Below are 26548 nucleotides of genomic sequence, written 5' to 3'. Positions count from 1 at the left end.
CCTGGTCCGGTTTTCGTGAAATGCCCACAACGCGGGCGGCCGGGGTGAAGACTCTGCTCGCACGATGCGAGTAATCGGTCTTCAGGGGGCATTACGTGGGTACTCGGACGCGACGTGGTTTCGGCACGCTGGTTGTCTGGGCGGCCTGCGCCGCGACGGCACTCGCCACAGTAGTGGCCGCTCCCGCGAGCGCTATGTCTTCAGCATCCCCTACGGGGGTAGGGGCAGCGACCACTGCGCCCTCGGGTTACGTGCCCCTGTCGCCTGCCCGGTTGTTGGACACCCGCAAGCTCAGCGGCCAGACCGTGGACGGCAAGTTCGCGCGGATCGGAGCCATCGCCGGCGGCACGTTCAAGACCGTCACCGTCACGGGTCGGGGAGGTGTCCCTGCCGGCGGGGTCGGCGCAGTCGTGCTCAACGTCACGGCGGTGCTGCCGACCAAGGCAGGCTACGTCACGGCCTTTCCCGCGGGCGAGAAGGTGCCCAACGCCTCCAACCTCAACGTCCGCGCCGGGGAGGTGTCGCCCAACCTCGTGACCGTCAAGGTCGGTTCTGGCGGTGCTGTGGGGATCTTCGTCTCCGCCGGGTCGAGCGATGTGCTCGCGGACGTGGCGGGCTACTTCCCGACGGGGTCCAGCTACACCCCGCTCTCACCAGCTCGCCTCATGGACACACGGTCCACCGGTGCCACGGTGGACGGCCAGGGCAGTCGCACGGGCGCGGTGGCGGGCGGGACGACCCGTGACCTGCAGATCACTGGCAGATACGGCATCCCGACGAGCGGCGTCGGCGCGGTGGTCCTGAACGTCACCGGTGTCGCCCCGACCCGCGCGACGTTCGCCACGGTGTGGCCGACCGGCTCCACGAAGCCGAACGCCTCCAACCTCAACCTTGCAGCAGGAGAGGTCAAGCCCAACCTGGTCATTGCGAAGCTCGGGTCAGGGGGAAAGGTGTCCTTCGCGGTGGGCTCGGGATCGATGGACCTGCTGGCCGACGTCGCGGGCTGGATACCCGCCTCGTCGTCGTACACGCCGCTGGCCCCCGCCCGCCTCCTGGACACGCGCGCCACAGGCGCGACGGTGGACGGAGCAGGTCAGCGCACCGGCGCCGTTGGCCCCGGAGGGACTGTGGATGTCCAGGTCAACGGGCGCGCCGGCATCCCTGCAACCGGGGTCGCCGCCGTGGTCCTCAACGTCACCGGCGTCGCGCCCACGGCAACGACCTTCGTCACGGCCTATCCCGCAGGTGAGCCGCAGCCGAATGCCTCCAACCTCAACCTCGCGAGGGGTGAGATCCGCCCCAACCTGGTCATCGCGAAGGTCGGGAGCAACGGGAAGGTGCGCCTCTTCAACAAGTCCGGCACGGTCGATCTGCTCACGGACGTCGCTGGATGGTTCGCGGCCCCGCCGACGTCGTCGCCCGTGACAGTGACGACCTCGAGCCCGATGCCCGGCGCGGTCGCCGGGACGGCGTACAGCCAGCCGCTTGCCGCGAGCGGGGGTTTGGGGCCGTACACCTGGAGCCTCGCCGGCGGCGCCCTTCCCGCTGGACTGTCGCTCAGCTCTGCAGGGATCATCGCGGGCACCCCCAGTGCGGCCGGGACCAGCACCTTCACCGTGACGGCGAAGGACGCCTCGACGCCGCAGCAGATCGGGTCGGCCACGCTCACGATCACAGTCGTCGCGGCCCCCCTGAGCGTCACCACCGCGTCCCTGCCGGGCGGAACGGTGTCCACTGCCTACAGCCAGACGCTTGCAGCCTCGGGCGGCACGAAGCCCTACACCTGGACTGTCGTCCAGGGGGCCGTGCCGAGCGGACTGACCCTGAGCACCGCCGGAGTGCTGTCCGGCACACCGACGGCGGCGGGGTCTGCCACGTTCACGGTCCAGGTCACCGGGGGCGGCACGGCCACCAAGCAGTTGAGCCTGCAGATCGCCCAGGCAGGCCTGTCGATCACCACCAGCGCCCAGCTGCCCAGCGCGACTCTGAACCAGCCGTACTCGCTCGCGCTGAAGGCACAGGGGGGCAGCGGCCCCTACACGTGGTCTGCCCCGAACAGTGGCCTGCCGGCCGGTCTGACCCTGAGTGACACGGGCACCATCACGGGAACGCCCATCTCGGGCGGTACCACCTCCTTCACCCTCAAGGTGACGGACAGCACCTCCCCGACCGCTCAGACTGCGACCCTCGCTGCCACGCTGACGGTCACCGTGCCGCCCGTCGTCATCGGCCCTGCCACGCTTCCGGACGCCACGGTCGAAAAGAAGTACTTCCAACGCATCGAGACCACCGGCGGCGCCGCACCGCAATGGGCCTGCCGCGTGATCATAAGCTCGGGTGCGCTGCCCAACGGCATACTCCTGGACTACGACGGTGACGGTTTCCTCCTCGACGGGCGCCCGACCACCGCGGGGTCGACGTCGTTCACCGTCCGCGCTGATTGCGGTGGGACCGTCGCTACCAAGAGCTACACGATCAAGGTGGTCGACGCGCCGCTCACCATCGAGACCCAGGAGCTTGCCTGGAGCTTCGTGTCGAGCCAGTACGACGCCTCTCTCAGCGCCTTCGGCGGGACGAGTCCGTACACATGGACCGTGTCGAGCGGATCCCTTCCCAGCAGCATGGCGCTCGACGCGACCACGGGCCAGCTCTCCGGCATGACGCCTGACACATACACGGAGGTGCAATTCACCGCGGCGGTCAAGGACGCGACCGGCGCAACGGCGTCGCGAAGCTACCGCATCTTCGTCAACGAATTGTCCGTCGAGGCGCCCTCACAGAACACCACGGTGGGCCTGGCTGCGACCGTTCTGAAGCCACGAGCCTGGGGAACGAGCCCCTACGCGTGGACCACCACCGGCACCCTTCCCCCTGGACTCACGGTGAACGGCGCCACCGGCGTGGTGTCGGGAACCGCCACCCAGGCGGGCACCTACGCCTTCACCGTCGGCGTCGCCGATGCGACAGGCCTTCGTGGCGGAGCCCCGGTCACGGTGAAGGTGTACCCCACCGGCACGGCGGTCGGGATCACGACGGCCTCGGTGCCCAACGGACAGGCCGGTGCGGCATACACCGCCTCGCTCGTCTCCAGCGGAGGCAACCCCCCGATGTCCTGGGACGTGGCCGCTGGTGCGCTTCCGGACGGCCTGTTCCTCAGCCAGACCGACACCTGCTGCTGGCAGCTGGAGGGCAGCCCGACGACGCCTGGGACATACACCTTCACGCTGCGCGCCACGGATGACGGGCAGGCTGCAGCCACCAAGGCCTACAGCATGACGGTCGCCCCTGCCCCATTGGCGGTCACCACGACCTCGGTGCCCCCGGCAGCGGTGGGTTCGAGGTATGACACACGGCTCTCGGCCACCGGCGGAGTCAAGCCGTACGCGTGGTCCCTGACGTCGGGCGCCCTTCCACCAGGCCTCACTCTCTCCGGTGACGGGCAGATCACGGGGACGCCCACCGCCTCCGGCAGCGTCACGGTCACCGTGAAGGTCACCGACAGCGGCGCGCGAGCTTCGACTCGTAGCCTCAACCTGCTCGTGAACGCCCCGGCAACCGCGACAGCGGTGTCGGTTGGGCAGTCGCACTCGTGCGCAGTGGTGGGCGGCAAGGTGAGGTGCTGGGGCTCGAACTGGAGCGGTGAGCTCGGGACGGGCACGACCGCTGAGAGCTCGTCGACCCCGCGCGAGGTCGTCGGCCTCGCCAACGTCACCCAGGTGTCCGCGGGCGACAGCTTCACGTGTGCGCGCACCTCGGACGGCAAGGCGTACTGCTGGGGTGCCAATCTCTACGGCCAGCTCGGCGACGGCACGACCACCGACCGGACCGTTCCCGTCCCGGTGCCGCTCAGCGGGGTCTCCCAGGTGTCGGCAGGCAGCGCGCACGCCTGCGCCGTCGCGGCCGGCGGGGCCGTATGGTGCTGGGGATTCAACGAGCTGGGCCAGGTCGGCACCGGCAGCCTGAGCGCCCGCGTCCTCGTGCCGACCCAGGTCGCCGGGCTGTCCGGCGTGACCAAGGTCAGCGCTGGAGCGTCGTCCACCTGTGTGTCCGGGCCTTCGGGAGCGGTGAAGTGCTGGGGTTCCAACGGCAACGGTGAACTGGGCAACGGCACCTTCGACGACAGCCTCGTCCCCGTCACGGCGCTTGCGTCGGGAGCAACGGACCTCGAGACGGACGACGGGACCTCCTGTGCGGCGACCGCTGACGGCGCCGTGTCCTGCTGGGGCACGGGATTCAGCGAGACCCCGACCGCGGTGTCGGGGGTCAGCGGGGCCGGCTCTGTCAGTGTCTCCAACGCCTCAGCCTGCGCGCAGACGTCCACGGGTGCCCTCTGCTGGGGCCAGCCCGGCAGCGGGACCCGTGGCGACGGGAACTGGTACGACGGCGCCGCGGGCCCCACGGCTGTGACGGGCGTCAGCGGGACCATTGCCAGGACGATCTCCGTCGGCTACCACAATGCGTGCGTCGTCGTGACCGGCGGCTCCGTCCGGTGCTGGGGCGGCGACGACGACGGCCAGCTCGGCGATGGACTGAGCGCGGTCTCGCTGACGCCGTCACCCGTGACTGGTATCGGGTCAGGCGCGAGCTCGCTCGGGTCTGGCGACTCGGGGTCGTGTGCGGTCGTCGGCGGAACCGTGAAGTGCTGGGGTTCCAACAGCAACGGTGAACTCGGCAACGGCACCCGCTTCACCCTCGGACTGGTCCCGGTCACGGTGTCCGGGCTCGCGAACGCGACCCAGGTTGCCGTGGGTGCGAACTTCAGGTGCGCGCGCCGCGGCACGGGAACAGTGTCTTGCTGGGGGCAGAACTGGTACTCCCAGCTTGGAACCTCCACCGGCGACTTCAGCGCCCTCCCCGTCGATGTGCCGGGCGTGACCGACGCGCAGCGTCTCGTGGCAGGGCGCGAGCACGCCTGCGTCCTGCGAAGCGGTGGCACCGTGAGCTGTTGGGGGTCAGGCTGGGCCGGGCAGCTCGGGGACGGCAACGCCGTGGACTCGCCTGATCCTGTCGCCGTGCCGGGGCTGACTTCCGTGACGTCGCTGGCGGCTGCTGGGTACTTCACCTGTGCGGTCAGCGGGGGCAACGTCTGGTGTTGGGGCTCCAACGATGCAGGCCAGCTGGGCACCGCCCCGGGGAACCAGGCGAACACGCCCCAGAAGGTGCCCGGTCTCACGGGCGTCACGTCGGTCGCGGCCGGCGACGACTATGCCTGTGCGGTCCTGTCCTCCGGTGGGATGAAGTGCTGGGGCAGCAACTTCGACGGTCAGCTCGGCGCTGGGGATGAGGTCGAGCACGTCGGCCCGGTCACGGTTTCCGATATCACGACCGCCACCCAGGTGTCACTGGGATCGTCGACGAGCTGTGCCAGGCTCAGCGACGGCACTGTCCGGTGTTGGGGCACGGCATACAACGGACTGCTCGGCGACGAGGCGATCTCGAGTCGCAGCACGCCCGGCACGCTCACGGGTATCAGCTCTGCCGTGGAGGTGTCGGTCGGGTCCTCGGCGGCATGCGTCCGGCTCAGTTCCGGGGCCGTCCAGTGCTGGGGCACGAGCTACTCCGGTGAGCTCGGCAACGGCACCAGCCAGGTGTACGCGGTGCCACAACGAGTCAGCGGACTCTGACACCAGGATGGCCGACCTGACGCGAGCAGAGGCGCTCCCGTCGGGCCGTGCCTCTGCTCGCGTCAGCGCGGGCTGATCTGCAGCCAGTCGTACCAGCCGTTGTGCAGCACGAGCCACGCGATGAGGCCGTAGCCGGCCTGCCCCGGGTGGTGCGGCACGGAGCTGGCCGCGAGGTCGCTCTGCCACTGCTCGTGCCCCAGCAGCGGGCTGAAGCAGTCGACGAACGGCACCCCGCGCCGTGAGCACACGTCGCCCTGCGCCTCGACGAGCACGTCGAGCTTCTCGTTCACCTCGACGTCGTCGGTGGGTGCGGGGCTGACGACGAACGTCCCGATGCCCGCGCTGGCCGCGTCGTCGAGGATGTTGGCCAGGTTGAGCCGGTGCCGGGCCAGCGAGACTCCCGCTGCCGCGTCGTTGCCGCCGATCGAGACGACCAGCCGCTTCTCGGACCGGCCCGCCCAGCGCGGTGCGCACTCGGCCTTCCAGCGGCCGAGCAGGTCGGCGGTGGTGTCCCCACGGACCCCGAGGTTGTATGCCGTGAGCGCCAGGTCCGGGTGCTGCGTGCGCCCGACGACCCTGGTCACCCAGCCCTGGCCCTTGGGGTCGCCGACCCCCGCCACCATGGACGCGCCGAGGAACACCAGCGCGACGTCACGCTGGCCCTCGGTGGACACCAGGAACTCGGCGCTCGGGGTGAAGGTCGGCTCGCTCACGCGTCAGTCCTCGTCGTCGTCGAGCCGGGCCAGCCAGGTGGCCAGTCGCTCGACGGGGGTCTCGAATTCGGGGTTCAGGTCCACGAACGTGCGCAGCTGGTCGGCGAGCCACTCGAAGGTGACCTCCTCCTCGCCACGTCGAGCAGCCAGCTCCTCGATGCCACGGTCGGTGAAGTACACGGCTGCAAGGCTACGGGAGGTGACCTGCGCACTTGCGGCAGGCACGCGGCATACCCCCGCGCTCTGGCCTGAACACGCAAAACGGCGGTTGCTCGACATCCCGCGCGTTGACAACGCGCGTTTCGTCGAGCAACCGCCGTTTTGCGGAGGACTTTCGGGTCAGCGGGCGAAGGCCTGCGCCACGAGCTCGGCCTGCTGCTCGGCGTGCCGCTTGCTCGACCCGGTCGCCGGCGAGGCCGAGGCCTTGCGCGAGACCACCGTGAGCTGCCGGGTCTCGCCGATCTCGGCGAGGGCCTGAGGCAGGTTGAGCGCCATGAACGGCCACGCACCCTGGTTGCGCGGCTCGTCCTGCACCCAGACCACGTCGGCGTTCGGGTACGACGCGAGCTCGGCGGCGATCTCCGCGGCCGGGATCGGGGCGAGCTGCTCGACCCGGACGATCGCCGTGGTCGTGTCGCCGGCCTTGTCACGCGCGGCCTCCAGGTCGTACACGACCTTGCCGCTCGCGAGCAGCACCCGGGTCACGGCCGAGGCGTCGAGCTGCGCGCGGTCGGGCAGGACCGGGCGGAACGTGCCCGTGGTGAAGTCCTCCGGCATGCTGCCGGCCGCCTTGAGCCGCAGCATCGACTTCGGGGTGAAGACGATGAGCGGGCGGCGCGGCCGGGCGTACGCCTGACGGCGCAGCAGGTGGAAGTAGCTCGCCGGCGTCGACGGGTAGGCGATCGTCATGTTGTCCTCGGCGAACATCTGCAGGAACCGCTCGATGCGCGCGGAGGAGTGGTCCGGGCCCTGGCCCTCGTAGCCGTGGGGGAGCAGCAGCACGACGGACGAGCGCTGCCCCCACTTCTGCTCCGAGGACGACACGAACTCGTCGACGATGGTCTGGGCGCCGTTGAAGAAGTCGCCGAACTGCGCCTCCCACAGCACGAGCGCGTCGGGGCGCTCGACCGAGTAGCCGTACTCGAAGCCCATGGCCGCGAACTCGGACAGCAGCGAGTCGTAGACCCAGAACCGGGCCTGGCCCTCACCGAGGTAGAGCAGCGGCGTCCACTCCTCGGCCGTGTTCTTGTCGATGAGCACGGCGTGCCGCTGCACGAACGTGCCGCGGCGGCTGTCCTGGCCGGCGAGGCGGACCGGGGTGCCCTCCATGAGCAGCGAGCCGAAGGCCAGCAGCTCGCCGGTCGCCCAGTCGATGCCGCCCTTGCGGACCGACTCGGCCCGCTTCTCCATGGCCTGCGCCAGCTTCGGGTGGATCGTGAAGCCCGGCGGCGGGTTCACGAACGCGTCACCGATGTGCTGGAGCTGGTCGGCCGGGATCGCGGTGTCGGTCGCCGACCGGGTGGTCGTGTCGGCCGACTGCGCGCTCGGCGGCTCGAGGCCGGAGTGGCCCTCGGCGTCGGTGCCGGTCTTGGTGTCGTCCTGCGGGGCCTCGGCCGGCGCCTTGAGCGCCTCCTTGGTCTCCACGAACACCCGCTCGAGCTGCTGCTGGTAGTCCCGCAGCGCCGCCTCGGCGTCCTCCTGGCTGATGTCGCCGCGGCCGATGAGGGCCTCGGTGTACAGCTTGCGGACCGAGCGCTTGGCCTCGATGAGGTTGTACATGAGCGGCTGGGTCATCGACGGGTCGTCGCCCTCGTTGTGGCCACGGCGGCGGTAGCACACCATGTCGATGACGACGTCCTTGTTGAACTCCTGCCGGAACTCGTACGCGAGCTCGGCGACCCGGACGCAGGCCTCGGGGTCGTCGCCGTTCACGTGGAAGATCGGCGCCTGGATCATCCGGGCGACGTCGGTGGAGTAGGTCGAGGACCGCGAGGCCGACGGCGAGGTCGTGAACCCGACCTGGTTGTTGATGACGATGTGGATCGTCCCGCCAGTGCGGTAGCCGCGCAGCTGGGACAGGTTCAGCGTCTCGGCGACGACACCCTGGCCGGCGAAGGCCGCGTCACCGTGCAGCAGCAGCGGCAGCACGGTGAAGTCCTCGCCCGCGAGGTCGAGGCGGTCCTGCTTGGCCCGGGCGATGCCCTCGAGCACCGGGTTGACGGCCTCGAGGTGGGAGGGGTTGGCGGCGAGGTAGACCTTGGTCTTGCTGCCGTCCTCCGCGACGAACTCGCCCTCGGTGCCGAGGTGGTACTTGACGTCGCCCGAGCCCTGGACCGACTTGGGGTCCTGCCGGCCCTCGAACTCGCGGAAGATCTGGCCGTAGGACTTGCCCGCGATGTTGGCGAGCACGTTGAGGCGCCCGCGGTGCGGCATACCGATGCAGACCTCGTCCATGCGGTCGGCGGCGGCGCGGCACAGGATGCGGTCGAGCAGCGCGATGACGGACTCGCCGCCCTCGAGGCTGAACCGCTTCTGGCCGACGAACTTGGTCTGCAGGAACGTCTCGAACGCCTCGGCGGCGTTGAGCCGGCGCAGGATGCGCAGCTGCTCGTCCGGACCCGGCTTGGCGTAGCCGACCTCGATCTTGGACTGCAGCCAGCGGCGCTGCTCGGGGTCCTGAATGTGCATGTACTCGGTGCCGATGGTGCGGCAGTACGAGTCGCGCAGGATGCCCAGGATCTTGCGCAGCCGCAGCATCGGGGCACCGCCGAAGCCGCCGGTCGCGAAGTCGCGCTCGAGGTCCCACAGGGTCAGGCCGTGGCTGGTGACGTCGAGGTCGGGGTGGCGGCGCTGGCGGTACTCCAGCGGGTCGGTGTCGGCCATGAGGTGGCCGCGCACGCGGTAGGCGTGGATCAGCTCCTGGACGCGGGCCGTCTTGTTGACGTCGTCGTCGTGGTGGGCCGAGATGTCCTGGACCCAGCGGACCGGCTCGTAGGGCAGGCGCAGCGACTCGAAGATCTCGTCGTAGAAGCCGTTCTCGCCGAGCAGCAGCTGGTGCACGATCCGCAGGAAGTCACCGGACTGCGCGCCCTGGATGATGCGGTGGTCGTAGGTGCTCGTCAGCGTGAGGATCTTGCTGACGGCGTTGCGGTTGATGGTCTCCTGGCTCGCGCCCTGCCACTCGGCGGGGTACTCCAGCGCGCCGACGCCGATGATCGCGCCCTGGCCGGACATCAGGCGCGGCACGGAGTGGACGGTGCCGATGGTGCCCGGGTTGGTCAGCGAGATGGTCGTGCCCTGGAAGTCCTCGACCGTGAGCTTGCCGCCGCGGGCCTTGCGGACGACGTCCTCGTAGGCGGACCAGAAGTGGGCGAAGTCCATCGTCTCGGCGGCCTTGATGCTCGGCACGAGCAGCTGGCGGGTGCCGTCGGGCTTGGCCAGGTCGATGGCCAGGCCGAGGTTGACGTGGCCCGGGACGACGAGGGCGGGCTTGCCGTTCTCCTCGGTGAACCCGTTGTTCATCTCGGGCATGTGGCCCAGCGCCTTGACCAGGGCGTAGCCGATGATGTGGGTGAACGACACCTTGCCGCCGCGGGAGCGGGCGAGGTGGTTGTTGATGACGACGCGGTTGTCGATGAGCAGCTTGGCCGGGACGGCGCGCACGCTCGTGGCCGTCGGGACGGTCAGCGAGGTCTCCATGTTGGTGACGACCCGGGCGCTGGCGCCGCGCAGCGGCTTGACCTCGTCCTGGTGGACGGTGCCGGTCTCCTTGGGGCGCTCGGGGTCGCGCGGCTTGGGCGTCTCCTTGACCGGCGCCTCGCCCTTCTCCTCGGTGCGGGCGGACGGCGCCTTGTCGGCGGCCTTCTCGCCGGCTGCCTTGTCGCCGGCCGCCTTGTCGGAAGCGGGCTGCGCGAGACCGGCGGGGCGCAGGCCGGTGCTGCCTCCGGCGGCCTCCTTGGTGGCGGACGCGGACTGGGTTGCCTGGGCGGCGGGCGCGGCCTGCGCGGCAGTGGCGGTCTGAGCGGCGGGGGCGGCCTGCGCCGGCCGCTGGGCGGGGGGCGCCGACGGCGCCGGGGCCACGCTCGCGGCGGGGGCCGCGGGAGCCGTCGCGCCCGAGGAGCGGCCGTTGGCGGACCCGTTGGACCCGGCGGCGCCGTTCCCGCTGGCGCCCTGGCCCGGCTCGTATCCCTCGAAGAAGGACCACCACGCCTTGTCGACCTGGTTGCGGTCCTGCTTGTACTGCTCATACAGCTCGTCCACGAGCCACTCGTTCGGCCCGAAGGCCGCCAGGGGGTCGTTGGTCGGGGACTGGTCGGGCACGGCGGATACGCCTCTTTCACGGGTAGGCACGGACGCTCACATGGATACGTCCCAGCCTAGCCCTGCCGCCTGCCCACCGCTGCGGTGGGATGGACCCGTTTCGTGCGGCGTCGGACACGTTCGCCCCGGTATGCCGAGGGCTCACCTTCCCCCGCGACTTCGGGCCACCCGACCCCCGGCCAGGCGCGGCTGACCGGTGCCGGGTGGCCCGAAGTGCGAGGGGTGGGACGGGCTCAGCTGATGTCGCTGCGGGCGGTCCGCCACGAGCCGAAGCCGGCCAGCACCACGGCATACGCGGCGAGGACGAGGGCGGCCACCCACCAGGTGAGCGGTTTGACGGCGTTCGCGCCCGTCTGCGTGACCCCGCTGACGATCGCGTTCGTGGCCTGGGTCGGCAGGTAGGGGACGACGTGCTCGCGCCCGAAGTCCCAGAAGCTCAGCAGCAGGCCCGCGATCGGCTCCAGGATCCACGCGACGCCCACCGAGATCAGCAGGGCCGCCACCTGGTTGGGGATGAGGATCCCGGCGCCGAGGCCGATGAGCGCCCACAGCCCGAGGACGAGAAGGCTCAGGGCCAGGGAGCGCAGCACCTCGGTGCCGGGGAACGCGTCGGCGCCCCGGGCGTTGAGCACGATCGCGCCGGCGACGACCGACCCCACGATCGAGAGCAGGCCGTAGAGCGCGCCGATGCCGAGCAGGGCGACGACCTTGGCCCCCATGACGCGACCGCGCCGAGGCGTGCCGAGGAAGGTGCTCGTGATGGTCTTGTGACGGTACTCCGAGCCGATCTGCATGACGCCGATGACGAGCGTCAGCAGGTAGCCGATGCTGAGGTAGCCGGTGTAGACGGTGTTGGCGACCTGCACCGGGGTGCCCGTCGGGGCGCCCTGGCCCTGGCCCGGGCCACCCCCGCTCATCGCGTTGCTGGTGTAGAGGAAGCCGAAGGCGACCGCGAGGCCGGCCCCGGCGACGAACATGGCGATGGCCATGCCCCACCACATGCGGGTGGTGAAGAACTTGCGGAACTCCGAGCGGATGGCGGCGCTCACTCGGTGCCTCCTTCCTGCCCGGCGACGGCGTCCCGCTCGGGGGCGGCCGCCGTCCCGAGGTTGCGGTTGGTGCCCTCGGTCAGCTCGAAGAACAGCGCCTCGAGGTCGGTGTGCGCCTTGCGCAGCTCGTACAGCGGCAGGCCGGCGCGCAGGGCGACGTCCCCGATGAGCCGCATGTCGTCGGTGGCGGCCAGGAGGGCGCCGTCCTCGACGTGGGTCGTGACGTCGGCGACGCGCAGGGCGCCGGCGAGGGCGTCGGTGTCGGAGGTGCGCACGACGACCTGGCTGTCCCCGTGCAGGTCGGCCATGGCGCCCTGCTTGACCAGGCGGCCGTTGCTGATGATGACGACGTCGTCGACGGTCTGCTCGACCTCCTGCAGCATGTGGCTCGAGATGAGGATCGTCTTGCCCTGGCCGGCGAGGTGCCGCAGGAAGCCACGCAGCCAGCGGATGCCCTCGGGGTCGAGGCCGTTGGCGGGCTCGTCGAGGATGAGCACGCGCGGGTCGCCGAGGAGGGCGGCGGCCAGGCCGAGGCGCTGGCGCATGCCCATCGAGTAGCCGCCGGCGCGCTTGCGGGCGGCGGCCGGTATGCCGACCAGCTCGAGCATCTCGTCGACGCGGGCCGTGCTGACGCCCGCGGTGTCGGCGAGGACCCGCAGGTGGTCGCGACCGGTGCGGCCGGGGTGGAAGTTCGTCGCCTCCAGCGCCGAGCCGACGACGGACATCGGCGTCTCGATGTCCTGGTACCGGTGCCCGTCGATCGTCGCGGAGCCGCCGGACGGGCGGATCAGGCCCAGCAGCATGCGCAGGGTCGTGGTCTTGCCCGCGCCGTTGGGTCCGAGGAAGCCGGTGATGCGCCCGGGCTCCACGGAGAAGGAGAGGTGGTCGACGGCGGTGAAGTCGCCGAACCGCTTGGTCAGGTCCTGCACGTGGATGCGTGCGCCGGTCGTCGTGCTCGTGGTCGTCGTGGTCGTCATGTGTCCCCCGGTCCAGATGCCATGCCGGCATCCTCCCAACTGACGCAGGGGGAGGGTCAAACGGGTTGCGGGCCGGCGTGGCGGCGTTCCGTTGAGGTCCGGCGGGCGGTGATCCGTGCCGCCCGAGGGGTCCGGCGGGCGGCGATCTGTGCCGCCCGAGGGGTCCGGCCGCCGGGGCGCGGCGCGACCACCCGGGGCCGGCGACCCTAGGATGGCCGCACTATGACCGAGTGGTTGGGGGTCCTTGCCGGCGTCGGGCTGACCGTGGGCACGGCGATCTTCGTGGCCACCGAGTTCAGCCTCGTCGCCCTCGACCGGCCCGCGGTGCAGAAGGCCTCGGACGCCGGCGACGCCCGGGCGACCATGGTCCTGGGCTCGCTGAGGCGGCTGTCGACGCAGCTGTCCGCGGCCCAGGTCGGGATCACCCTGACCACCCTGGTGCTCGGCTTCATCGCCACCCCGTCGATCGGCGTGCTCCTCGAGACGCCGCTGCGGGCCCTGGGGCTGCGGGGGAGCACCCTCGACTCGGTCGCCGCGGTCCTGGCCCTCACCATCGCGACCCTGTTCTCCATGGTGTTCGGCGAGCTGCTGCCGCAGTTCCTCGGCATCTCGGCGCCACTGCCCACTGCCAAGGTCGTCGCCGGGCCCGTGCGCGTCTTCGCCGTCGTCGCCCGGCCCCTGATCGCGGTGCTCAACGGCTCGGCCAACCTGTTCCTGCGCTCCCTCGGGGTCACCCCGCAGGAGGAGCTGTCCGGCGCGCGCACCCCCCAGGAGCTGGCCTCGCTCGTCCGCCACTCCGCCGAGGCCGGCACCCTCGACGTCGGCACGGCGCGCCTGGTCACCAAGTCCCTCGGCTTCGGCGAGCAGACCGCCGCCGACGTCATGAGTCCCCGGGCCCGGGCCACGTCGATCGAGCGCACGGCCACCGCCGAGGACGTCGTGCGGCTGGCGCGGCGCACCGGGCACTCGCGCTTCCCCGTCACGGGTGAGGACTGGGACGACATCGACGGCGTGGTCCACGTCAAGAAGGCCATCGCCGTCCCGCACGACCGCCGGCCCGACGTGCCGGTATCCGCCCTCATGGTGCCGCCGCTGCTCGTGCCGGAGACGATCCGCCTGGACCCGCTGCTGCTCATGCTGCGCGGGAAGGGGCTGCAGCTGGCCATCGTCGTGGACGAGTACGGCGGTACCGCGGGCATCGTCACCCTCGAGGACGTCGTGGAGGAGATCGTCGGCGAGGTGTCGGACGAGCACGACGTCTTCCGCACCACCGGCCGCGAGCTCACCGACGGGTCGTGGACGGTCCCCGGCCTGTGGCGCCCGGACGAGGTCCGCGAGCGGCTCGGCGCCGACGTGCCGGACGGGCCGGCATACGAGACCACCGGCGGCTTCGTCATGGCCGAGCTCGGTCGCATCCCGGTCGTGGGGGACACCGTGTCGATCCCCGGCTGGGAGATCTCGGTGGTGGCGATGGACGGGATGCGCGCCGACCGGCTGCGCTTCGTGCCGGTGGGTGAGGACGAGCCGGCCGAGGCCGGTGCGGCCGGTCAGGGTGCGCGCGAGGCCACGGAGGACGGGCGATGAGCGCCTGGGCCGTGGTCGTCACGGTGCTCCTGCTGCTGCTCAACGCCTTCTTCGTGGGCGCGGAGTTCGCGGCGATGGCGGCGCGGCGCTCGCAGCTCGAGCCGCTCGCCGCGGCCGGCTCGCGGCGCGCCCAGACCTGTCTCGACGCGCTGGAGCAGATGGGCTCGCTGCTCGCCTGCGCCCAGCTCGGCATCACCGTCTGCTCGGTGCTGCTCGGTGCGATCTCCGAGGCGGCCCTGCACCACGCCCTCGAGCCCGTCGTGGAGCTCGTCGGCCTGCCCACCGGTGTCGCCGACGGCCTCGCACTGGCGCTCGCGCTGCTCCTCGTCGTCTACCTGCACGTCGTGGTGGGGGAGATGATCCCCAAGAACCTCGCGATCGCCGGCCCGGAGCGGGCCGCGATCCTCCTGGTGCCCGTGCTCATGACGATCACGCGCGTCCTGCGGCCGGTCATCACTGTCATGGAGCGGATCGCCAAGTCGCTGGTGCGGCTGTTCCGGGTCGAGCCCAAGGACGAGATCGCCTCGACGTTCACGGTCGAGGAGGTCGAGAGCATCCTCGCCGAGAGCCACCACGAGGGCCTGATCGAGGAGGGCCAGCAGTTCCTCGTCGGCGCGGCGCTGGAGTTCAGCGACAAGGACGCCGTCGACGTGGCGGTGCCCCTCTCCGAGCTCGTCACCCTGCCGCTGACCGCGACGCCCGACGACGTCGAACGGCTCGTGGCCAAGCGCGGCTTCTCGCGGTACCCGCTCGTCAACCGCGCCGGTGCGCTCGCGGGGTACCTGCACCTCAAGGACGTCCTGTATGCCGACGAGTCCGAGCGCGACATCGCCGTGCCGGTCAAGCGCGTGCGCAAGCTCGCGACGGTGCAGGAGGCCGACGAGGTCGAGGAGGTGCTGCGCACGATGCAGCGCACCGGGGCCCACCTCGCCCGGGTCGTCGACCCGGAGGGGTCGGACGTCGGCGTCGTCTTCCTCGAGGACGTCATCGAGGAGCTCGTCGGCGAGGTCGCCGACGCCTCGCAGCGCTGACCGGTAGGTTGACCGGCAGGTTGCCCGGGACGGCTGGGAGGTCCCGACGCGCCGGGGCGGTCCGCTGCTAGCAGGTCCACATCGTGGCCGGCACCCTCACCTGGCTGAGGACACTTCGGGGCGAATCGGTCCTATCGGCGGGAAATGTCTGCGCTCTGCCGCCCGCAGGCACCCTCGAGCGGCTAGCCTCCGACGCGCAGGGAGATCGTGAGGTTTCTCGATGAGAACTGTTTCCGTCCCCAGGTACGGCCTCGTGCTCGGCGTCATCGCGGCGCTGACCGTACCCACCCTCGGTGTCGCGGCGGCCATCGCCCGCCCCGTCGGAGGAGGTTCCACCCCTGTCGCCATTGCCGTGTCGCCGTCCTCCAGGCACGTCCACCACGTCACCAAGACCACATCTCCGTCGTCGTCGAGCACGACCGCCTCTGCGACCAGCTCCACGACGTCGAGCTCCACCTCGAGCACAGCCACCTCCTCGACGACCAGCAAGACCTCGACCACGTCCTCGACGACCACCGCGCCGAGCGGCACGATGCCCACCCCGTCAGGGGTCGTCTACGCCGACCACGTCGCGCAGTGGAACGTGCTGTGCACCTCCGACCACTTCCTCAGGGACGACCCGATCGTGTTCCCCGGCGCGCCGGGGGCCTCCCACCAGCACACCTTCTACGGGAACAGGTCCACGAACGCCGCCACGACCCTGGCCAGCCTGTCGGCGAGCAGCCCCTCGAGCTGCGGTCGCGGCATGGGGACGAGCGACCTCTCGGCCTACTGGGTGCCATCGCTCATGAAGAAGAACTCCGACGGCACCACCACCTGGGTCCAGAGCGACCAGACCGACGTCGTGTACTACCGCCGGGCCGGCGGCGGCAGGGGTCCCGGAGTGCTGCCCTTCCCCAAGGGCCTCAGGATGATCGCGGGCAACGCCAAGGCGACGTCGGACCAATCGATCTCCATCGTCCAGTGGGACTGCACGGGCGGCCAGGAGCTCCCGCACATGTACCAGTGCCCCAGCGACCCGTCACGAGAGATCCACGCGTCGCTGGTCTTCCCGAGCTGCTGGGACGGCGTGCACCTCGACAGTGCCGACCACAAGTCCCACATGGCGTATGCCGCTGCCGACGGCACGTGTCCGTCGGACCACCCCGTGTCCCTTCCACAGGTCACCTTCGAGCTGGAGTACTCCGGCATCCATGGCGGTCCTGACTACTTCCTCGCCAGCGGTGGCATCTACTCGATGCACGGCGACTTCTTCGCCGACTGGGACAACCAGGTGCAGAACGCCTTGGTCGCGGCCTGCCTGAACAAGGCTCGTGAGTGCGGCGACATGAACCGCGACGGCACCACCCTGTTCCGCCCGGACTACGACCCCGAGCCGATCACGATCGACATGACGAAGTACCCCACCACCTCGCCCTGGGACGGCCGCAACCTCCAGGAGCCCACGCCCACCGCGTCCTCGACCACGATGACGATGGCGGGGATGGGGCACTGATGCCCGCGGACCGGCAGGACCCGGGCAGGGCTCCGGGAGCGTCCTGAGCCACCGACGCCGAAGGGCCGGCCGCAGTGCGGCCGGCCCTTCGGCGGTGTGGTGCCCCCGGCAGGATTCGAACCTGCGCTCCCGCCTCCGGAGGGCGGTGCTCTATCCCCTGAGCTACGGGGGCGACACGTGCGCCCCGCAACAGGGCGCCCGCAGAGGTTAGCAGCCTAGGGTGGCTCCCATGGAAACCGGGGGACTGGTGTGGGTCTGCGACGACACCGAGCAGATCCGCCGCCTCATCCGGCTCAACCTCGAGCTCGAGGGCTACGACGTCGAGGAGCTCGGCGACGGCGAGGCGCTCCTCGGCCGGTTGCGCGAGGTCGAGCAGCTCCCCGACGTCATCACCCTCGACGCCCAGATGCTGCCGCGCGACGGCTGGTGGGCCATCGCCCGGATCCGCGAGGACACCCGGCTGGCGGGGATCCCGGTGATCATGGTGACGGCGTCGGTCCACCAGCACGACCGCGCGCAGGCCACCGGATCGGGGCTCGACGCGTTCGTCGCCAAGCCGTTCGACCCCGACGACCTGATCGCGCTGGTCAGGGGCTTCGTGGCCGGCGGCAGGGGCGCCCCGTCCGCGCCCTAGAATCAGGCGGGTGACCCCCGAAGAGCTCTCCACCGCCATCCGCACCGCCCTCGCCGACGCCGTCGCCGCCGGCGAGCTCCGCGTGGACGTGCCGGAGCAGGTGCGCGTGGAGCGACCGCGCAACCGCGACCACGGGGACTGGTCCACCAACGTCGCCATGCAGCTCGCCAAGGGTGCAGGTGTGCCGCCGCGCGAGCTCGCGACGCAGCTCGCCGCCCGCCTCGGCGCGGTCGACGGGGTCAAGGCCGTCGATGTCGCGGGTCCCGGCTTCCTCAACATCACCCTCGACGCCGCCTCTGCCGGCGAGCTGGCGCGCAGCATCGTCGAGGCCGGCCTCGCCTACGGCCGCAACGAGTCCGAGGCCGGCCACGTCATCAACCTCGAGTACATCTCGGCCAACCCCACCGGACCGCTGCACCTCGGCCACACCCGGTGGGCCGCGCTCGGCGACGCCATGGCCCGCCTGCTCAAGGCGTCCGGCGCGACGTTGACGACCGAGTACTACCTCAACGACGCCGGCGCGCAGATGGACAAGTTCGCGCGCAGCGTCGTCGCCCGTGCCAAGGGGGAGCCGACGCCGGAGGGTGGGTACCCCGGCGAGTACATCGACACCCTCGCCGCCGCCGTGCTCCAGCAGCGCCCGGACCTGCCCGGGCTGCCCGAGGACGAGGCGATGGCCGTCGCCCGCGAGCTCGCGTACCCGCTGCAGCTGGCCGACATCCGCGAGACGCTCGAGGCGTTCGGCGTGCACTTCGACGTCTGGTTCTCGGAGAAGACGCTGCACGACGAGGGCGCGGTCGAGCAGGCGGTCGCCCGGCTGCGGGAGCAGGGGCACGTCTTCGACCAGGACGACGCCATCTGGCTGCGCACCACCGACTTCGGCGACGACAAGGACCGGGTGCTCATCCGGGCCAACGGCGAGCCGACGTACTTCGCCGCCGACGCCGCGTACTACCTGTCCAAGAAGGACCGCGGGTTCGACGAGAAGATCTACCTGCTCGGCGCCGACCACCACGGCTACATCAACCGGCTCAAGGCCATCGCTGCCTGCGCGGGGGACGACCCCGAGCACAACATCGAGGTCAAGATCGGCCAGCTGGTCAACCTGGGCGGTGCGCGCCTGTCCAAGCGCGCCGGCAACATCATCGAGCTGCGCGACCTCATCGACTGGATCGGCACGGACGCGATCCGGTACTCCCTGGCGCGCTACCCGTCCGACAGCCCGCTGTCGCTCGACGGCGAGGAGCTGCGCAAGCAGACCAACGACAACCCCGTCTTCTACGTGCAGTACGCCCACGCCCGGACCTCGAACGTGGCGCGGCTCGCGAACGAGGACGGCGTCCGCCGCGAGGACGGGTTCGACCCGAGCCTGCTGTCGGACCCGACCGAGGCCGCGCTGCTGGCGATCCTCGGCGACTTCCCCCGGGTCGTCGCCCAGGCCGCGCACCTGCGCGAGCCGCACCGGGTGGCGCGCTACCTCGAGGACCTCGCCGGCCGCTTCCACAAGTGGTACGACACGTGCCGGGTGCGTCCGATGAGCGCCGACGAGCAGATCACCGACGTGCACCGCACGCGCCTGTGGCTCAACGACGCCACCCGCCAGGTCTTGGCCAACGGACTGGACCTGCTGGGGGTCTCGGCACCCGACAGGATGTAGCCCATGCGTGCACACGAGGCAGGGGCGCTCCACGCCGAGGGCTACGGCGGGCCGCCCCACTGGCTGCCCTGGCCGACCGACGTCATGGAGCTGCTGCCGCAGCTCTGGCCGCAGACCATCGGCCGTGACGAGCAGGGCCGGCTGACCGTCGGCGGCCTCGACGTGGTGAGCATCGCGCGCGAGTTCGGCACCGCGGCATACGTCGTGGACGAGGAGGACTTCCGCGCCCGGGCGCGCGCGTTCCGCGACGACTTCGCGGCGCCGTTCGGCGACCTCGGTGGGGTGGACGTCTACTACGCGGGCAAGGCGTTCCTGTGCACGGAGGTCGCCCGGTGGGTGGCCCAGGAGGGGCTCTCGCTCGACGTCTGCAGCGGCGGTGAGCTCGCGGTCGCGCAGCGGGCCGGCTTCCCGGCGGAGCGGATCGGCATGCACGGCAACAACAAGAGCCTCGCCGAGATCCGCCAGGCGCTCGAGTACGGCGTCGGCCGCATCGTCGTCGACTCCTTCGAGGAGATCGACCGGGTGGCCTCGGTCGCGACGGACCTGGGCATGCGCGCCCCCGTCATGGTGCGCGTGACCGTCGGCGTCGAGGCCCACACGCACGAGTTCATCGCGACCGCCCACGAGGACCAGAAGTTCGGCTTCTCGCTGGCGGGCGGCCAGGCGGCGGAGGCCGTCGCGCGCATCCTCGCCCGGCCGGACGCCCTTGACCTGCGGGGCCTGCACTCCCACATCGGCAGCCAGATCTTCGACACCTCCGGCTTCGAGGTGTCGGCCCGGCGGCTGGTCGGGCTGCACGCCGAGGTCGCGCACGTCCACGGCGTGCACCTGCCCGAGATGGACCTCGGCGGCGGCTACGGCATCGCCTACACCTCGGAGCACACCCCGTTGTCACCGCGCGCCCTCGGCGAGCAGATGGCCGACCTCGTGCGCCGCGAGCTCAAGGCGGTCGGCGACGGCGGCCCCGACACCCCGGCGCCGCGGATCTCGATCGAGCCCGGCCGCGCGATCGTCGGGCCGAGCACGTTCACCCTCTACGAGGTCGGCACCGTCAAGGACGTCGACCTGGGCGGGGGAGCCAAGCGCACCTACGTCAGCGTCGACGGCGGGATGAGCGACAACATCCGTACGGCGCTCTACGACGCCGACTACTCGTGCACGCTGGCGAGTCGCCGCTCCGACGCCGCGCCCCGGCTGGCCCGGGTCGTCGGCCGGCACTGCGAGTCCGGCGACATCGTCGTGATGGACGAGTACCTGCCCGACGACATCGCGCCCGGTGACCTCGTCGCCGTGCCCGGCACGGGCGCGTACTGCCGCAGCATGGCGAGCCAGTACAACCACACCCCGCGTCCGCCGGTCCTGGCCGTCCGTGACGGTGTGGCCCGGGTGCTGGTGCGCCGCGAGACGGTCGAGGACCTGCTCGCCCTCGACGTCGGCTGACACCGGGCGCCGACCGCACCGTCGCGGCTGGTGGCCGCGGGAGCGCCCCCGGCGCGCCCGCGGCCGCGCGCCCCGCGCGCCCGGCGCCGCGCGGCCGGTAGGGTCCGGTCACGGGCCCGCCGGCGTCCGGATCGCGGACCACGCGGGTCCACAGGGTGGACACCGGGGGAGGATGGGCCGGTGCTGAACGAGGAGCGGTCGGTGAGCGAGGCGGGACGCGAGGGGCAGGAGACCCAGCAGGCCACGACGCCGTTGCGCGTCGCCCTGCTGGGTTGCGGCGTCGTCGGGTCGTCGGTCGCGCGCATGCTCACCGAGCACGCCGACGACCTCGCGGCCCGCGTGGGCCGCCCCCTCGAGCTGGTCGGCATCGCCGTGCGCCGTCCGGGCCGGGAGCGTCCCGACGTGCCCGTCGACCCGAGCCTGTTCACCGCGGACGCCGAGGAGCTGGTCACCCGCGCCGACATCGTCGTCGAGGTCATCGGCGGCATCGAGCCGGCGAGGTCGCTCATCGAGTCGGCCATGAAGCACGGTGCCTCGGTCGTCTCCGCCAACAAGGCGCTGCTGGCCGAGGCGGGACCGGCTCTCTACGCCGCGGCGGCCGAGCACGGAGTCGACCTCTACTACGAGGCAGCCGTCGCCGGCGCCATCCCTATCCTGCGCCCGATCCGCGAGTCGCTCGCCGGTGACGACGTGCGCCGGGTCCTCGGCATCGTCAACGGCACCACCAACTACGTCCTCGACAAGATGGACACGACCGGCCAGGGCTTCGCCGAGGCCGTCGAGCAGGCCCAGGCGCTGGGCTACGCCGAGGCCGACCCGACCGCCGACGTCGAGGGCTTCGACGCCGCCGCCAAGGCCGCCATCCTCGCGTCGCTGGCGTTCCACACCCGCGTCTCCAGCGACCAGGTCCACCGCGAGGGCATCACCGAGGTGTCGGCCGCCGACGTCCAGGCTGCGCGCGACATGGACTGCGTGGTCAAGCTGCTCGCGATCTGCGAGCGCACCGAGACGGTCGACGACGAGGGTCGCCCGACCCCCGGCGTCAGCGTCCGGGTGCACCCGGCGATGATCCCGCGCAGCCACCCGCTCGGCGGGGTGCGCGACGCGTTCAACGCCGTCTTCGTCGAGGCGGACGCCGCCGGCCAGCTCATGTTCTACGGCAAGGGCGCGGGCGGCGACCCCACGGCCAGCGCCGTCCTCGGCGACGTCGTCGCCGTCGCGCGCCACCGCGTGGGCGGCGGACGTGGACCGGGCGAGTCGGCATACGCGGACCTGCCCGTGCTGCCCATGGGGCGCGCCCTGACGAGGTACCACATCAGCCTCGACGTGGCCGACCGCCCGGGTGTCCTGGCGCAGGTGGCGACCGCCTTCGCCGCGCACGACGTGTCGATCGAGACGGTCCGCCAGCGGATCGTCGAGCACCCGGGCGACGACGGCGCGCCCAGCACCCGCGCGCAGCTCGTGGTCGTCACGCACACCGCCCCGGACGCGGCGCTCGCCGCGACGGTGGAGGCGCTGGCCGAGCTCGAGACGGTCCGCGAGGTCACCTCGGTCATGCGGGTGGAGGGAGCCTGATGGCACATCTGTGGCGCGGGGTCATCCGCGAGTATGCCGACCGGCTGCCCATGCTCGAGGGTGCCCCGGTGGTCACCCTGCAGGAGGGCGGCACCCCGCTCATCCCGGCCGAGCGGCTCAGCGAGCGCGTGGGCGCCGAGGTGTTCGTCAAGTACGAGGGGCTCAACCCGACCGGCTCGTTCAAGGACCGGGGCATGACCGCAGCGATCTCCATGGCCGCCAAGCACGGTGCCAAGGCCGTCATCTGCGCCTCGACCGGCAACACCAGCGCCAGCGCCGCGGCCTACGCCGTCAAGGCGGGCATGGCGTGCGCCGTGCTCGTGCCCGACGGCAAGATCGCCATGGGCAAGCTCAGCCAGGCGATCGCCCACGGCGCCACGCTGCTGCAGGTCGAGGGCAACTTCGACGACTGCCTCACCGTGTCGCGCAAGCTCGCGGAGTCCTACCCCGTGGAGCTCGTCAACTCGGTGAACCCGGCTCGCATCGAGGGCCAGAAGACCGCGTCCTTCGAGGTCGTCGACGCCCTCGGCGACGCGCCCGACATCCACTGCCTGCCCGTGGGCAACGCCGGCAACATCACCGCGTACTGGAAGGGCTACCGCGAGTACCACCAGGGCTCGCCGACCCCCGGACCGGCGTCGCAGCTGCCGCAGATGTGGGGCTTCCAGGCAGCCGGTGCGGCGCCCATCGTCCTCGGCCACCCCGTCGACGAGCCCGACACGCTCGCCACGGCGATCCGCATCGGCAACCCCGCCTCGTGGCGGCAGGCGGAAGCTGCCCGCGACGAGTCCGGTGGCCGCATCGAGTCGGTCACCGACGAGCAGATCCTCGCCGCCCACCGCATCCTCTCGGCGGAGGAGGGCATCTTCGTCGAGCCGGCGTCGGCCGCCTCGGTCGCGGGCCTGCTGCAGGCCCACGCGGCCGGGCAGGTCCCGTCCGGGGCGCGCATCGTGTGCACGGTGACCGGCCACGGCCTCAAGGACCCGCAGTGGGCCCTGCGCCAGGCGGACGGCTCGGAGGTGCAGCCGACGCGCATCCCGGTCGACGCCTACTCGGCCGCGGTCGCCCTCGGCTTCGAGGGCTGATGGCCGACCGCCTGGCCCCGGGGGCCTGCGTCGAGGTGCGGGTCCCGGCGAGCAGCGCCAACCTCGGCCCGGGCTTCGACTCCGTCGGTCTCGCCCTCGGCATCTGGGACTCCTGCACGGCGACCGTCACCGAGGAGCCCGGCGTGGTGGTCGACGTCGAGGGCCAGGGTGCCGGAGAGGTCCCGCGAGACGCCTCGCACCTCGTGGTCCGCACCATGCTGCGGGCGTGGGGCGAGCTCGGGGTCGCCCCGCCGGAGGGGCTGCACCTGCGCTGTCGCAACTCCGTGCCGCACGGCCGTGGCCTCGGCTCGTCCGCGACTGCGATCGTCACGGGAATCGTTGCGGCACAAGCGATCCATGACGTATGCCGTGGGGCCGGCGAGGACCTCGATCTCGCCTTCACCAACGACCTCGCAGCCCGGCTCGAGGGCCATCCCGACAACTCCTCGGCCTCGGTCTTCGGTGGGTTGACGCTGTCCTGGTCCGAGGGGGAGGGGCACACCGGCACCGTCCGGCTGAGGCCGCACCCCGACCTGGACGTGCTCGTCCTCGTCCCCGGTGCGCAGCTGTCCACGGCCACGGCCAGGTCGGTCCTGCCGACCCACGTCCGGCACGCCGACGCGGCGCGGAACTCGGCCCGGGCGGCCCTGCTGGTGCACGCCCTCACCGCCGACCCGGGGCTGCTCCTGCCGGCCACGAGGGAGTGGTTGCACCAGGAGGCGCGGCGCGAGTCCTTCGCCGCGTCGATGCAGCTCGTGGACCTGTTGCGCGACCGGGGCCACGCCGCGGTCATCTCCGGGGCCGGGCCCTCGGTCCTCGTGCTGGGCCGGTCCGGGGACCTCGACGAAGCGGCGGGAGCAGCGCCCCGGGACTGGCTCGTCAGCCGGCCCGGGATCCCCGCGGTGGGGGCGCAGGCGGTACGCCGGACACGCGGTGGCCCGATTTCCCAGACACGGGACTGACCGCCCCGGCAACGGTGTTACATTGAGTGCGCGCCTCCCCGAGATGCCCCCTTTTGGCGAAGCATCCCCCGGTGAGCTGCACCCACCACATGTCGGCCGCCCCGATGCTGCCGTGGCCCTGTCGTGCCGCATGTGACCCAACTGGTCAGTCTCTGACCCAAGCACCGGACCGAATCTGACCGGTCCGCATACGAGGGGGAAGGATCCTTCGTGACAGACACCACCACTCTCGACACTGCGAGCCCGCAGGACGAGAAGCCGCGACGTTCCGGCGCCCTCAGCACCATGAAGGTGGCTGAGCTCCAGGGCCTCGCGGCGAGCATGGGCATCACCGGCACCGCGAAGATGCGCAAGAACGACCTCGTGACCGCCATCAAGGACCGCCAGTCCGGGGGGAGCGCGCCGGTCCGCCAGGAGACCCGGCCGGAGGCCGCCCGCACGCCGGCCGCCGACCGTGCGCCGCGCCGTGCCGCCCGCGTCGAGGGCGCTCCCGGCGCCGAGGGTGCCGCCCGGACCGAGGGTGCCGCCCGGACCGAGGGCGACGTCCGCGCCGACCGCGCTGGCGACACCCGCGAGGACCGACCCGCCCGCGACGAGGCGGGCCGTGGTGACCGCCGCGCCGACCGTGCCGACCGCGGCGAGGACGCCCGTGGCGACCGTCGTGGCGACGAGCGCCGTGGCGACCAGCGCGGTGACCGTGGCGACCAGCGCGGTGACCGGCAGGGGAGCCGCGAGGGGGTCGAGAACCGTGAGGGCCGCCGCGAGGGCGACGGTCGTCAGGGCGACACCCGCCAGGGCGACAACCGACAGGGCGACAACCGGCAGGGCGACACCCGCCGTGACCACGACCGCGACGCGGACGCCCGTGACACCCGCCAGAACGACAACCGCCAGGGCGACAACCGCCAGGGGGGCACCCGGCGGGACCGCGACCAGGACGGCCGCGACGACCGCTCCGGTGAGGACCGGCAGCAGGGCCGCGGCCAGAACGCGGGCCAGGGCGGCTTCGACGACGACGGCGAGGGCCGTGGGCGTCGACGCAACCGCAACCGGAACCGCAACCGGGACAAGCGTCGCGGTGGCCGCGGCGACTTCGGTGACTACGAGGGCGAGCCGCAGGTGACCGAGGACGACGTCCTCGTGCCCGTGGCCGGCATCCTCGACGTGCTCGACAACTACGCCTTCGTCCGCACGTCCGGCTACCTGCCCGGCCCGAACGACGTGTACGTGCCGCTCGGCATGGTCAAGAAGAACGGCATGCGCAAGGGCGACGCCGTCACGGGCGCGGTCAAGGCGCAGCACGACGACCAGCAGGCGCAGCGCCAGAAGTTCAACGCGCTGGTGCGCCTCGACACGGTCAACGGCATGAGCCCCGACGACGCGCGCAAGCGGGTCGAGTTCGGCAAGCTGACGCCGCTGTACCCGCAGCAGCGCCTGCGCCTGGAGACCGAGCCGCACATCCTCACCACCCGGGTCATCGACCTCGTCGCCCCGATCGGCAAGGGCCAGCGCGGCCTCATCGTCGCCCCGGCCAAGGCCGGCAAGACGATGGTGATGCAGGCGATCGCCAACGCCATCACGACGAACAACCCCGAGTGCCACCTCATGGTCGTCCTCGTCGACGAGCGTCCCGAGGAGGTCACCGACATGCAGCGCGCGGTCAAGGGCGAGGTCATCTCCTCGACCTTCGACCGGCCGGCCGAGGACCACACGACGGTCGCCGAGCTGGCGATCGAGCGCGCCAAGCGGCTCGTCGAGATGGGGCACGACGTGGTCGTGCTCCTCGACTCGATCACCAAGCTGGGTCGCGCCTACAACCTCGCCGCCCCGGCAAGCGGACGCATCCTGTCCGGTGGTGTCGACTCCGCTGCGCTCTACCCGCCGAAGAAGTTCTTCGGCGCCGCGCGCAACATCGAGAACGGCGGCTCGCTCACCATCCTGGCCACCGCACTGGTCGAGACCGGCTCGCGGATGGACGAGGTGATCTTCGAGGAGTTCAAGGGCACCGGGAACATGGAGCTCAAGCTCGACCGTGGGCTGGCCAACCGCCGGATCTTCCCCGCGGTCGACGTCAACAACTCCGGCACCCGCAAGGAGGAGATCCTGCTCTCCTCCGAGGAGCTCAAGATCATGTGGAAGCTGCGCCGGGTGCTCGCCGCACTCGACCAGCAGCAGGGCATCGAGCTGCTCATCGACCGGATCAAGAAGACGAAGAGCAACATCGAGTTCCTCATGCAGGTCCAGCAGGCGTCCTCGATCAGGATCGACGACGACAAGGACGACTGACGCACCATCCCGCGTGGACGCCGGTCGTCCGCGCAATCCGTCCGAGGGCCCGGCACCGAACAGGTGCCGGGCCCTCGGGCTGACCGGGTCCCCGGTGAGCGGGGTGCTCGTGACGG

The 26548-nt window shown here is 71.5% G+C and carries 17 protein-coding genes and 1 tRNA gene; 11 read left to right on the top strand and 7 right to left on the bottom strand.

Features of this window, described 5'->3' with window-relative positions; all coding sequences use genetic code 11:
• Positions 1-272: 272 nt before the first annotated feature.
• Positions 273-5624: a putative Ig domain-containing protein gene (locus RKE38_RS13510; protein WP_316008005.1), complete on the top strand. Its 5352-nt coding sequence runs from the start codon at positions 273-275 to the stop codon at positions 5622-5624.
• Positions 5625-5686: 62 nt separating this feature from the next.
• Here the strand turns inward: RKE38_RS13510 and RKE38_RS13505 are convergent, their stop codons facing one another.
• The 5 genes from RKE38_RS13505 to RKE38_RS13485 all read right to left on the bottom strand — a co-directional run bounded on the left by RKE38_RS13505 (position 5687) and on the right by RKE38_RS13485 (position 12683).
• Positions 5687-6337, bottom strand: coding sequence for a GDSL-type esterase/lipase family protein (locus tag RKE38_RS13505; RefSeq protein ID WP_316008004.1), 651 nt, complete (start codon positions 6335-6337; stop codon positions 5687-5689).
• A gap of 3 nt (positions 6338-6340) precedes the next feature.
• The gene (locus RKE38_RS13500; protein WP_310154928.1) at positions 6341-6517 is read right to left on the bottom strand and encodes a DUF6104 family protein; all 177 of its coding nucleotides are present in this window, start codon (positions 6515-6517) and stop codon (positions 6341-6343) included.
• A gap of 159 nt (positions 6518-6676) precedes the next feature.
• Positions 6677-10657, bottom strand: a complete 3981-nt coding sequence (locus RKE38_RS13495) for a multifunctional oxoglutarate decarboxylase/oxoglutarate dehydrogenase thiamine pyrophosphate-binding subunit/dihydrolipoyllysine-residue succinyltransferase subunit (RefSeq protein ID WP_316008003.1) — start codon at positions 10655-10657, stop codon at positions 6677-6679.
• Between the two features lie 233 nt (positions 10658-10890).
• On the bottom strand, positions 10891-11706 hold the full coding sequence (locus RKE38_RS13490; protein WP_316008002.1) for an ABC transporter permease: 816 nt from the start codon (positions 11704-11706) through the stop codon (positions 10891-10893).
• Positions 11703-12683, bottom strand: coding sequence for an ABC transporter ATP-binding protein (locus tag RKE38_RS13485; protein ID WP_316008001.1), 981 nt, complete (start codon positions 12681-12683; stop codon positions 11703-11705). Before RKE38_RS13485 ends, RKE38_RS13490 begins: the two co-directional genes overlap by 4 nt.
• A 222-nt stretch (positions 12684-12905) precedes the next feature.
• On the opposite strand from RKE38_RS13485, the gene RKE38_RS13480 reads away from it, so the two are divergent.
• Positions 12906-14267 carry a hemolysin family protein gene (locus tag RKE38_RS13480; protein ID WP_316008000.1) on the top strand — a complete coding sequence of 454 codons (1362 nt, stop codon included), beginning with the start codon at positions 12906-12908 and terminating at the stop codon, positions 14265-14267.
• The gene (locus RKE38_RS13475; RefSeq protein ID WP_316007999.1) at positions 14264-15298 is read left to right on the top strand and encodes a hemolysin family protein; all 1035 of its coding nucleotides are present in this window, start codon (positions 14264-14266) and stop codon (positions 15296-15298) included. Before RKE38_RS13480 ends, RKE38_RS13475 begins: the two co-directional genes overlap by 4 nt.
• Before the next feature lie 96 nt (positions 15299-15394).
• Here RKE38_RS13475 and RKE38_RS13470 read toward each other — a convergent pair whose 3' ends face one another.
• A complete protein-coding gene (locus RKE38_RS13470) occupies positions 15395-15838 on the bottom strand; it encodes a hypothetical protein (RefSeq protein WP_316007998.1) in 444 nt (147 codons plus the stop codon).
• Between RKE38_RS13470 and RKE38_RS13465 the strand changes: the two genes are divergently transcribed.
• A complete protein-coding gene (locus RKE38_RS13465) occupies positions 15831-16793 on the top strand; it encodes a DUF1996 domain-containing protein (RefSeq protein WP_316007997.1) in 963 nt (320 codons plus the stop codon). The two genes, RKE38_RS13470 and RKE38_RS13465, sit on opposite strands and share 8 nt — an antisense overlap.
• 97 nt (positions 16794-16890) lie before the next feature.
• Here the strand turns inward: RKE38_RS13465 and RKE38_RS13460 are convergent.
• Positions 16891-16965, bottom strand: a tRNA-Arg gene (locus tag RKE38_RS13460).
• Between the two features lie 57 nt (positions 16966-17022).
• Here RKE38_RS13460 and RKE38_RS13455 point away from each other — a divergent pair.
• The 7 genes from RKE38_RS13455 (at position 17023) to rho (ending at position 26432) form a co-directional block, all read left to right on the top strand.
• A complete protein-coding gene (locus RKE38_RS13455) occupies positions 17023-17427 on the top strand; it encodes a response regulator (RefSeq protein WP_316007996.1) in 405 nt (134 codons plus the stop codon).
• 10 nt (positions 17428-17437) lie between these two features.
• A complete protein-coding gene (gene argS, locus RKE38_RS13450) occupies positions 17438-19084 on the top strand; it encodes an arginine--tRNA ligase (protein ID WP_316007995.1) in 1647 nt (548 codons plus the stop codon).
• A 3-nt stretch (positions 19085-19087) separates the two neighbouring features.
• Positions 19088-20524, top strand: a complete 1437-nt coding sequence (gene lysA / locus RKE38_RS13445) for a diaminopimelate decarboxylase (RefSeq protein WP_316007994.1) — start codon at positions 19088-19090, stop codon at positions 20522-20524.
• A 201-nt stretch (positions 20525-20725) separates the two neighbouring features.
• Entirely contained in the window at positions 20726-22099 is a 1374-nt protein-coding gene (locus tag RKE38_RS13440; RefSeq protein ID WP_316008345.1) for a homoserine dehydrogenase, read from the top strand.
• On the top strand, positions 22099-23184 hold the full coding sequence (gene thrC, locus RKE38_RS13435) for a threonine synthase (RefSeq protein WP_316007993.1): 1086 nt from the start codon (positions 22099-22101) through the stop codon (positions 23182-23184). The genes RKE38_RS13440 and thrC overlap by 1 nt, the downstream gene beginning before the upstream one ends.
• Entirely contained in the window at positions 23184-24146 is a 963-nt protein-coding gene (gene thrB, locus RKE38_RS13430; protein WP_316007992.1) for a homoserine kinase, read from the top strand. The genes thrC and thrB overlap by 1 nt, the downstream gene beginning before the upstream one ends.
• 210 nt (positions 24147-24356) lie before the next feature.
• Positions 24357-26432 (top strand): transcription termination factor Rho, encoded by a 2076-nt coding sequence (gene rho / locus RKE38_RS13425; protein WP_316007991.1) that lies wholly within the window; start codon positions 24357-24359, stop codon positions 26430-26432.
• Positions 26433-26548 lie beyond the last annotated feature (116 nt).

Source organism: Phycicoccus sp. M110.8, from assembly GCF_032464895.1.
GTDB lineage: Bacteria > Actinomycetota > Actinomycetes > Actinomycetales > Dermatophilaceae > Pedococcus.
This window is presented reverse-complemented; position numbering and strand designations above follow the sequence as displayed.

Bases quoted from the DNA above. Each gene is read 5' to 3' on its own strand.
- RKE38_RS13455 (WP_316007996.1), top strand. From the start codon at position 17,023: ATGGAAACCGGGGGACTGGTGTGGGTCTGCGACGACACCGAGCAGATC.
- thrC (WP_316007993.1), top strand. From the start codon at position 22,099: ATGGCACATCTGTGGCGCGGGGTCATCCGCGAGTATGCCGACCGGCTG.
- RKE38_RS13465 (WP_316007997.1), top strand. From the start codon at position 15,831: ATGCCCACCCCGTCAGGGGTCGTCTACGCCGACCACGTCGCGCAGTGG.
- RKE38_RS13475 (WP_316007999.1), top strand. From the start codon at position 14,264: ATGAGCGCCTGGGCCGTGGTCGTCACGGTGCTCCTGCTGCTGCTCAAC.
- RKE38_RS13485 (WP_316008001.1), bottom strand. From the start codon at position 12,683: ATGACGACCACGACGACCACGAGCACGACGACCGGCGCACGCATCCAC.
- RKE38_RS13480 (WP_316008000.1), top strand. From the start codon at position 12,906: ATGACCGAGTGGTTGGGGGTCCTTGCCGGCGTCGGGCTGACCGTGGGC.
- thrB (WP_316007992.1), top strand. From the start codon at position 23,184: ATGGCCGACCGCCTGGCCCCGGGGGCCTGCGTCGAGGTGCGGGTCCCG.
- lysA (WP_316007994.1), top strand. From the start codon at position 19,088: ATGCGTGCACACGAGGCAGGGGCGCTCCACGCCGAGGGCTACGGCGGG.